At 63.2% G+C, this 6,407-nt stretch carries 9 protein-coding genes; 4 read left to right on the forward strand and 5 right to left on the reverse strand.

Going from position 1 to position 6,407, the window contains the following annotated elements; translation table 11 throughout:
* Window positions 1–10: 10 nt before the first annotated feature.
* Window positions 11–1,390 (reverse strand): AmpG family muropeptide MFS transporter, encoded by a 1,380-nt coding sequence (locus A7A08_RS13360; RefSeq protein WP_083226783.1) that lies wholly within the window; start codon window positions 1,388–1,390, stop codon window positions 11–13.
* 152 nt (window positions 1,391–1,542) lie between these two features.
* On the opposite strand from A7A08_RS13360, the gene A7A08_RS13365 reads away from it, so the two are divergent.
* Window positions 1,543–1,956, forward strand: coding sequence for a VOC family protein (locus tag A7A08_RS13365; protein ID WP_069095963.1), 414 nt, complete (start codon window positions 1,543–1,545; stop codon window positions 1,954–1,956).
* Window positions 1,957–1,966: 10 nt separating this feature from the next.
* Here the strand turns inward: A7A08_RS13365 and A7A08_RS13370 are convergent, their stop codons facing one another.
* Both A7A08_RS13370 and A7A08_RS13375 read right to left on the reverse strand, forming a co-directional pair.
* Window positions 1,967–2,503: a potassium channel family protein gene (locus A7A08_RS13370; RefSeq protein ID WP_069095964.1), complete on the reverse strand. Its 537-nt coding sequence runs from the start codon at window positions 2,501–2,503 to the stop codon at window positions 1,967–1,969.
* A 25-nt stretch (window positions 2,504–2,528) separates the two neighbouring features.
* Entirely contained in the window at window positions 2,529–3,710 is a 1,182-nt protein-coding gene (locus A7A08_RS13375) for a DNA recombination protein RmuC (RefSeq protein WP_069095965.1), read from the reverse strand.
* Between the two features lie 232 nt (window positions 3,711–3,942).
* On the opposite strand from A7A08_RS13375, the gene def reads away from it, so the two are divergent.
* The 3 genes from def (at window position 3,943) to A7A08_RS15710 (ending at window position 5,519) form a co-directional block, all read left to right on the forward strand.
* Complete coding sequence (def, locus tag A7A08_RS13380) at window positions 3,943–4,461, forward strand: peptide deformylase (protein WP_069095966.1); 519 nt, start codon at window positions 3,943–3,945, stop codon at window positions 4,459–4,461.
* A gap of 84 nt (window positions 4,462–4,545) precedes the next feature.
* The gene (locus A7A08_RS16955) at window positions 4,546–5,106 is read left to right on the forward strand and encodes a transporter family protein (RefSeq protein WP_245290945.1); all 561 of its coding nucleotides are present in this window, start codon (window positions 4,546–4,548) and stop codon (window positions 5,104–5,106) included.
* The gene (locus A7A08_RS15710) at window positions 5,016–5,519 is read left to right on the forward strand and encodes a transporter (protein WP_245290947.1); all 504 of its coding nucleotides are present in this window, start codon (window positions 5,016–5,018) and stop codon (window positions 5,517–5,519) included. Before A7A08_RS16955 ends, A7A08_RS15710 begins: the two co-directional genes overlap by 91 nt.
* A gap of 3 nt (window positions 5,520–5,522) precedes the next feature.
* Here A7A08_RS15710 and A7A08_RS13395 read toward each other — a convergent pair whose 3' ends face one another.
* Window positions 5,523–5,843, reverse strand: a complete 321-nt coding sequence (locus A7A08_RS13395) for a hypothetical protein (RefSeq protein WP_069095969.1) — start codon at window positions 5,841–5,843, stop codon at window positions 5,523–5,525.
* Between the two features lie 205 nt (window positions 5,844–6,048).
* A partial coding sequence (locus tag A7A08_RS13400) for an autotransporter outer membrane beta-barrel domain-containing protein (RefSeq protein WP_141694002.1) occupies window positions 6,049–6,407 on the reverse strand: 359 nt, incomplete at its 5' end.

Below are 6,407 nucleotides of genomic sequence, written 5' to 3' on the forward strand. Positions count from 1 at the left end.
GCGGGCCAGATTAGACGTTTTTGGTAACAGGCGCTGCCGGCTGCTCGATCTCGGTGACGTTCCCGGCGGCAGCCCCGCCGCCGTCATCGCCTGAACTCTGCAGTTTCGGTCCCGCGGGCGCCGGTTTCTCCGACCACGGGGCGACCTTGAATAGCAGCAGCATGCCTGGGATGGCGACCATCGCGCAAATCAAGAAGAACTGCGTCCAGCCCACAGCATTGACGATGAAGCCCGTCGAAGCGTTGGCGAAGGTGCGCGGCACGGCGAGCAGGCTGGTGAAAAGAGCGAATTGTGTAGCCGTGAAGGCGCGGCTCGTTTCCCGCGCCATGAAGGCGGTGAGCGCGATGGCCCCTAGGCCGACGCCGAGATACTCCCCGCTCACCACCACGAACAGCCCGGTCAGGGAATGTCCCGCCTGGCTCAGCCAGACGAAGGGCAGGATCGTACCGAGCTGAACGAAGCCGAACAGCCAAAGCGCCCGGTTGATGCTCACCTTCAGCATGATGATGCCGCCCAGCACCCCGCCGGCGATGCTGGCCCATAGCCCGGCCACCTTCGCCACGGTCCCGATCTCCGCAAGGCTGTAGCCCATGTCGAGATAGAAGGGGGTGGCCAGCGCCGTCGCCATGTTGTCCCCCAGCTTGTAGAGAAACAGGAAGGCCAGGATGGCGAAGCCGGCATTCACGCCGCCGTCGCGGCTGAAGAATTCGATGAATGGCTCGACCACCGCCTCCCGCAAGGAGTGGGGCGCCAGCGCGTCGTCGCTCATCTCCCGGATGCAGAGCGTTGTGACGATGCCGATCAGCATGAAGCCGCCGGTAATCCAGAAGACCAGCGGCCAGGGCTGGAACTCCGCCAGGATCAGCGCGAGCGACCCCGGAACGAGCCCCGAGATGCGGTACGCATTCACGAAGATGGACGTGCCGGTGCCGAGCTCGTCATCGGCCAGCAGCTCCCGGCGATAAGCGTCGATCACGATGTCCTGGCTCGCGCTGAAGAGGGCAACCACGAACACCAGCGCCACGATGGTCTGAAGCGAGGTGGTCGGATCGAAATGTCCCAGCGCGCCGATGGCGATGAGCAGAACCACCTGCATCAGGAGCGCCCATCCCCGCCGCCGCCCGAGGAAGGGCAGCTTGTAGCGGTCCATCAGGGGCGACCAGACGAACTTCCACGTGTAGGGAAGCTGAACCAGGGCGAACAGGCCGATCGTGCCGAGGTCCACTTCCTCGCTCCGGAGCCATGCCGGCACCAGCGAGACCAGCACGTAGAGCGGAAGGCCGGAAGTGAAGCCGAGAAAGACGCAAGCCAGCATCTTGCGCGTGAGAAGGATCTCCATCCAGCTCCGCGCAGCCGTGGGCTCGGTGTCCTCTCTCGTGCCGTCTGTCATTCGTTCGCCCCTCTTTCACGCGCCCCTCGGGCGCCGCCCCAGAGCCGCTTCCAAACTGCGAGCGGACCTCGCCGAACGCCCCGAACTATTTCTTCGCCCTCACGTTTGGCAGCGGAAAGGCAAAACAAGACCGAAGGCGAAAGGACGAGGCCATGGCCAAGAACACATCCCGGGTCGTCTGCATCGACCATATTGCTATCCGGGTCAGCGACTACGAAAAGTCCAAGGCGTTCTATAGCGCCTTGTTCGACTTCCTGGGCTTCGAGGTGCTGGACGAATATCCCCAGATGATGGGCTGGACCAACGGCCAGACCCGCTACTGGATCGGCCAAGCCGAAGAGCCAGATCACAAGTTTCGCATCGGCCAGCCCGGGTTCCACCACTATGCCTTCCAGCTCCGCAGCCGCAAGGACGTGGACGAGCTTCAGGCATTTCTGAAAGAGCAGGGCGCGGAGATTTTCGATCCCGCAGACGAGTATTACGAGGACTACTATGCCGTGTTCTTCCTCGACCCGGATGGGCTGAAGCTCGAAGGCATGAAATATGGCGAGGCCGGCGGGGCCTAAGAACGGGTACTCAGGTCTTCTTGAACTCGCGCTCAACCTCTTCCTCGGCCTCCTTCACGTCCTTCTTGATCTCCTGTGCCGCCTCGGTGCTGAGCGGACCTGCGGTTTTCGCGTCGTCCGTGCCCCGCAGCACCGCATAGATCAGCGCCGTCGACCAGCCGATCAGCAGGATCCCGTTGAGCGCCGTTATCGGCCCCAACAACCGCCAGGCCGGAACGGGGATGATGTCGCCATAGCCGAGGGTCGTGTAGTTGGAGAAGGCGAAATAGACGAGCGGCGTGTCGGGCGGGGCCGCCGCCACCCACTCATAGGTCTTCGCCCAGACCCGGACCTCCAGGTAATGGGCCATCACCAGCAGGAGCCCGGCCACATAGATCACCACCGTGCGCTGGATGACGCTTGGCCCGAGCATCCTGTAGTGGCGCAAGGCCGCCACCACCCGCACGATCACCGCGAGCAGCGTCGCATGGATCACGAGATTGACGGCGCTCGCACCACCCCCGACGAAAAGCTCGTCCCAGCTCACCGCGAGCATCTGATTATCCATCGTTCCCCCCTTAGATCGACAGCGGCTACTCGCCGGCGAGCAGGTCCGCCTGGCTCCGCCTCTCGGCCTGCTCCGGTCCGCGCGTGATCCGCGGGCCGGACTGAGATTGCGCGACCTCGGCCGGGCTCTGTTCGAAGTCGAGATTCTCGATCTTCCGGCCCCGCTTGGAGATCTTGTCCGACGAAGTGACGATCTGGTCGATGTCCTTGTTGGCCTGGGCGAAATGGTTCTGCAGGTTGCCGACCCGGTCGCCCAGCCGGCTGATGTCGTCGCAGAGCATGGCAACCTCTTTCTGGATCAGCCCCGCCTGCTCCCGCATCTTCACGTCCTTCAGGATCGCCTGCATGGTCTGCACCGCCAGCATCAGCATGTTCGGCGCGCAGATCACGATGCGGGCGCGATGGGCCCGCTGCACCAGGTCGGGGAAGTGCTCGGCCAGATCCGCATAGACGGATTCCGACGGCACGAACAGGATGGCGTTGTCCTGGGTCTCGCCGGTGATGAAATACTTCGCCGCCATATCGTCGATATGCTTGGCGACATCGACCTTGATCCGCCGCCCCGCCTCCTTCTGCTCCTGCTCGCCCCGGGCCACCCGGAAGGCTTCGAACCCCTCCAGCGGGAACTTGGCGTCGATCACCACCCCCGCCTCGTTGTTCGGCATATGCAGCAGGCAGTCCGGTCGCTTTCCGTTGGAAAGGGTCGCTTGGAAGGTGTAGTGGCCGACCGGCAGCCCGTCCTTGATGATCGTCTCCATGCGCATCTGGCCGAACGCGCCGCGCGACTGCTTGTTGGCCAGGATCTGCTGCAGGCTCATCATGTTCGACGAGAGGTCGGTCAGGTTCTTCTGAGCCGTATCGATCACCGCCAGCCGCTCGTGCAGCTTGGCGATGCTCTCATTGGTTCTCTGCGCCGTGGTGGTGAGGTCGCTGCCGACCCGATGGCTGATTCGGTCGAGGCGCTCGTTCACCGCCCGTTGCAGCTGGCTGTGGCTGGAGTTGCTCGCTTCGGCCAGGGTCTGAAGCCGCACCTTCAGCTCCGCCATCTGCTCGTCCTGGGCGCGGGCATCCGTCCGCCGCCGCCCGAGCATCACCATGAACACGATGAGCAGCGCGGCCAGCAGAACCACGACGGTTCCCGCCAGCCCGAGCATCACCGCCAAGGGATCGAGCGCGATCCCGCCGATCTGAAGAGGTTCGGTCATCATGCGCGGGAATCTATACCGATTCGCGTGGTCAAATGAGACCAAAACGGGAACATGGAAGGGGTGTGTGAAAAGGGGTGGAGGGTTGGTGCGGATCGGCGGATGCGGCCGGCGTTCCCGGGTTCGTGCTTCGAGGGCCGACTCGCGCCGGTTGCCTCAGTATGACGCCTTGCCTGGCGGCAGCCGTCACAAGCGCCATTGACCGATCTCCCGCGCGCGATTATCTCAGCCGCACATGGCTAAGCTTCCCATCATCACCGTTCCCGATCCGATCCTGCGCGAGACCGCGGCGCCCGTCGAACAGATCGACGATGCCCTGAAGACGCTGATCGACGACATGTTCGAGACCATGTACGAGGCGCCGGGCATCGGCTTGGCCGCGCCCCAGATCAATATCGGCCGCCGGCTGATCGTCATGGATCCGTCCCGCGACGAGGACGAACCCGCCCCGCTGGTGATGATCAACCCCGAGATCCTGGAGCGCTCCGAAGAGCTGCGCGTCCATGACGAGGGCTGTCTTTCGATCCCCGAATATACCGCCGAGATCGAGCGGCCTCAGCGCACCCGCGTCCGCTATCTCGATGCGGAAGGCCGGGAGCAGGAAGAGGATTTCCTCGATCTCTGGTCGACCCTGGTGCAGCACGAGATCGACCATCTGAACGGCGTGTTGTTCATCGATTATCTGTCCCGGCTGAAGCGGGACATGGTCGTCCGCAAGCTCACCAAGCAGAAACGGGCCGAACAGCCGGCCTAGCGGTAGTCCTCTCTCCACCTGGCGTTGCTGGCCCAGACATCGATTCTGCGGTAGCTTCGACGGAGTCACGGGATGGGGGATTGGATGAAGTGGGCTGCCGGCGTTCTCGTCTGCGCACTCACGGTGGGTATCTTATCGAACTCGGCGTTCGCGCTTGAAGGACCCAACGCTGCGGGTCCGATCGGCGGCACCGATATCCATTCCGGCCAACTTCCGCCGGCCGGCCTCTATGGCGGCGCCCTCGGCTACGTCTCCAAAGCCACCGATTTCAAAGGCCCCGACGGCGAGACCCTGCCGCCGTTCCGCGAGGCCGATCTCGAGAAGCAGTATTTCTCACCCTATCTGATGTACGTGCCGGACTGGAAGATCCTAGGCGGGTCCGTCGGCGTGCTCGGCTTCCTGCCCATGGGCAATCAGTGCGGCCATCTCCAGATCGGCGAAGCGGAGAACTGCAGCGTCGGCCTCGGCGATCCTTACGTAGAGCTCGACTGGTCCTACTTCTTCGGCCGCTACCGGCCCTCCAAGGACCCGGAGGCTATCCGGTCTTCGAAGGCCTGTCGGTCCTCTTCGGCTTCGGCGTCACGTTTCCCTACGGCAGCTATGACGACGACGACCGCCTCGAGCAGGTTCTTAGCGCCAGCCTGAACGTCTGGGATTTCTCACCCTCCGTCGGCGTCACCTATGGCACCAAGCCGATTTTCCTGGAGGGCACGGAATTCAGCGCCAAGTTCTTCTGGAACAACTATTTGAAGAACCCATCCTCCCGCTACACGACCGGCGATCTGCTCAATATCGATTTCGCGGTCACCGAGCGCTGGGGCCGCTACCAGTTCGGCCTGGCGGGCTACTACGCCTGGCAGATCGAGGACGATACGTGGGACGGCCACGTTCTCCCGGCCCATGGCTGGCAGGTGGAAAGCCTCGGGCTGGGGCCGATCGTGAACTACGACATGCCGGAATACGGAGCCTCGGTGAAGATGAAATCCTTCTTCACCGCCCACGAGATCAACGCGATCGAAGCTTGGTACGTCGTCCTGGGCTGGTCTCAGAAATTCTGAGGCCTAGCAATTGGCTTCGACGAGCGACTGAGCGGCGTTGATGAGGTTCGGATCGTCCGTCAGCTCGAGCACCTTATTGGCATCGCTGCAGTTCTGGGCCGCATCGTCGTTGGACGAAGCGCGTAGGCCGTAGAACATCCCGACCATCTCGTTCTCCACCTCAGCATTGTCGATCAGCCGGGTGCACGCATCCACGATCTCCGGATCGGAGCCCTGGCCCTGGGTGCAGATGGCGAAATCTTGCTCAAGCGTATCGTAGGCGGCGGCGGGCACGTTGGCGATCAAGGCAATACCGAAAAGCGGCACGAACAGTTTCACGGACATTCTCGTCTCTCCCTTAGACTTTCAGCCGTTGTTTGAGAGTCCAGTTTAGCCGCAAAAACCGCCGCCGCATCAAAGATTGCAAGGCGGCGGCGGATTCAACCGTAAGCCCGTAAAGCGGTTGGCTTTTCTGGCTGTGGGTTCACCGCCTGGCGGGGCCTGGGGCGACGATTTCCGTGTCCGGAATGACGCCGAGCGCTGACGTCTCCTAGAACTTCCAGGAGGCGCGGCCCTTGATGCCGTGCTCGTCGGCGTCGGATGCGAACTGACCGTCATAGGCGATGGACAGGGTCGCGTTGGGTGTGACGGCGAAGTCGAGGCCCGCTTGGACGAGCGCGGAGTCCCGTGCGATGGGCGTGCCCTGGATGGTGAAGTCCGGTCCGGCGGAGGCGAAGGCCAGCGCCAGATCGGTATCGACACTGTCGAAGGCGTGCAGCCAGGCGACGGAGAGGTTCGGCGTGATGACGGTGTTGCCAAGGCTCATGGTCGTCGCCGCCCGGAAACCGGTCGTCGAGTAGGTCACGTCTTCTTGATAGCCGGCGGAGGTGAGGGCTGCGAGGGCGCCGG

It is taken from the genome of Methyloligella halotolerans (assembly GCF_001708935.1).
Lineage (GTDB): Bacteria > Pseudomonadota > Alphaproteobacteria > Rhizobiales > Methyloligellaceae > Methyloligella > Methyloligella halotolerans.

Excerpts from the sequence above, each read along its gene's own strand:
- A7A08_RS13395 (WP_069095969.1), bottom strand. The coding sequence starts at position 5,843 with ATGTCCGTGAAACTGTTCGTGCCGCTTTTCGGTATTGCCTTGATCGCC.
- A7A08_RS16955 (WP_245290945.1), top strand. The coding sequence starts at position 4,546 with ATGAAGTGGGCTGCCGGCGTTCTCGTCTGCGCACTCACGGTGGGTATC.
- A7A08_RS13375 (WP_069095965.1), bottom strand. The coding sequence starts at position 3,710 with ATGATGACCGAACCTCTTCAGATCGGCGGGATCGCGCTCGATCCCTTG.
- A7A08_RS13365 (WP_069095963.1), top strand. The coding sequence starts at position 1,543 with ATGGCCAAGAACACATCCCGGGTCGTCTGCATCGACCATATTGCTATC.
- A7A08_RS13370 (WP_069095964.1), bottom strand. The coding sequence starts at position 2,503 with ATGGATAATCAGATGCTCGCGGTGAGCTGGGACGAGCTTTTCGTCGGG.
- A7A08_RS13360 (WP_083226783.1), bottom strand. The coding sequence starts at position 1,390 with ATGACAGACGGCACGAGAGAGGACACCGAGCCCACGGCTGCGCGGAGC.
- def (WP_069095966.1), top strand. The coding sequence starts at position 3,943 with ATGGCTAAGCTTCCCATCATCACCGTTCCCGATCCGATCCTGCGCGAG.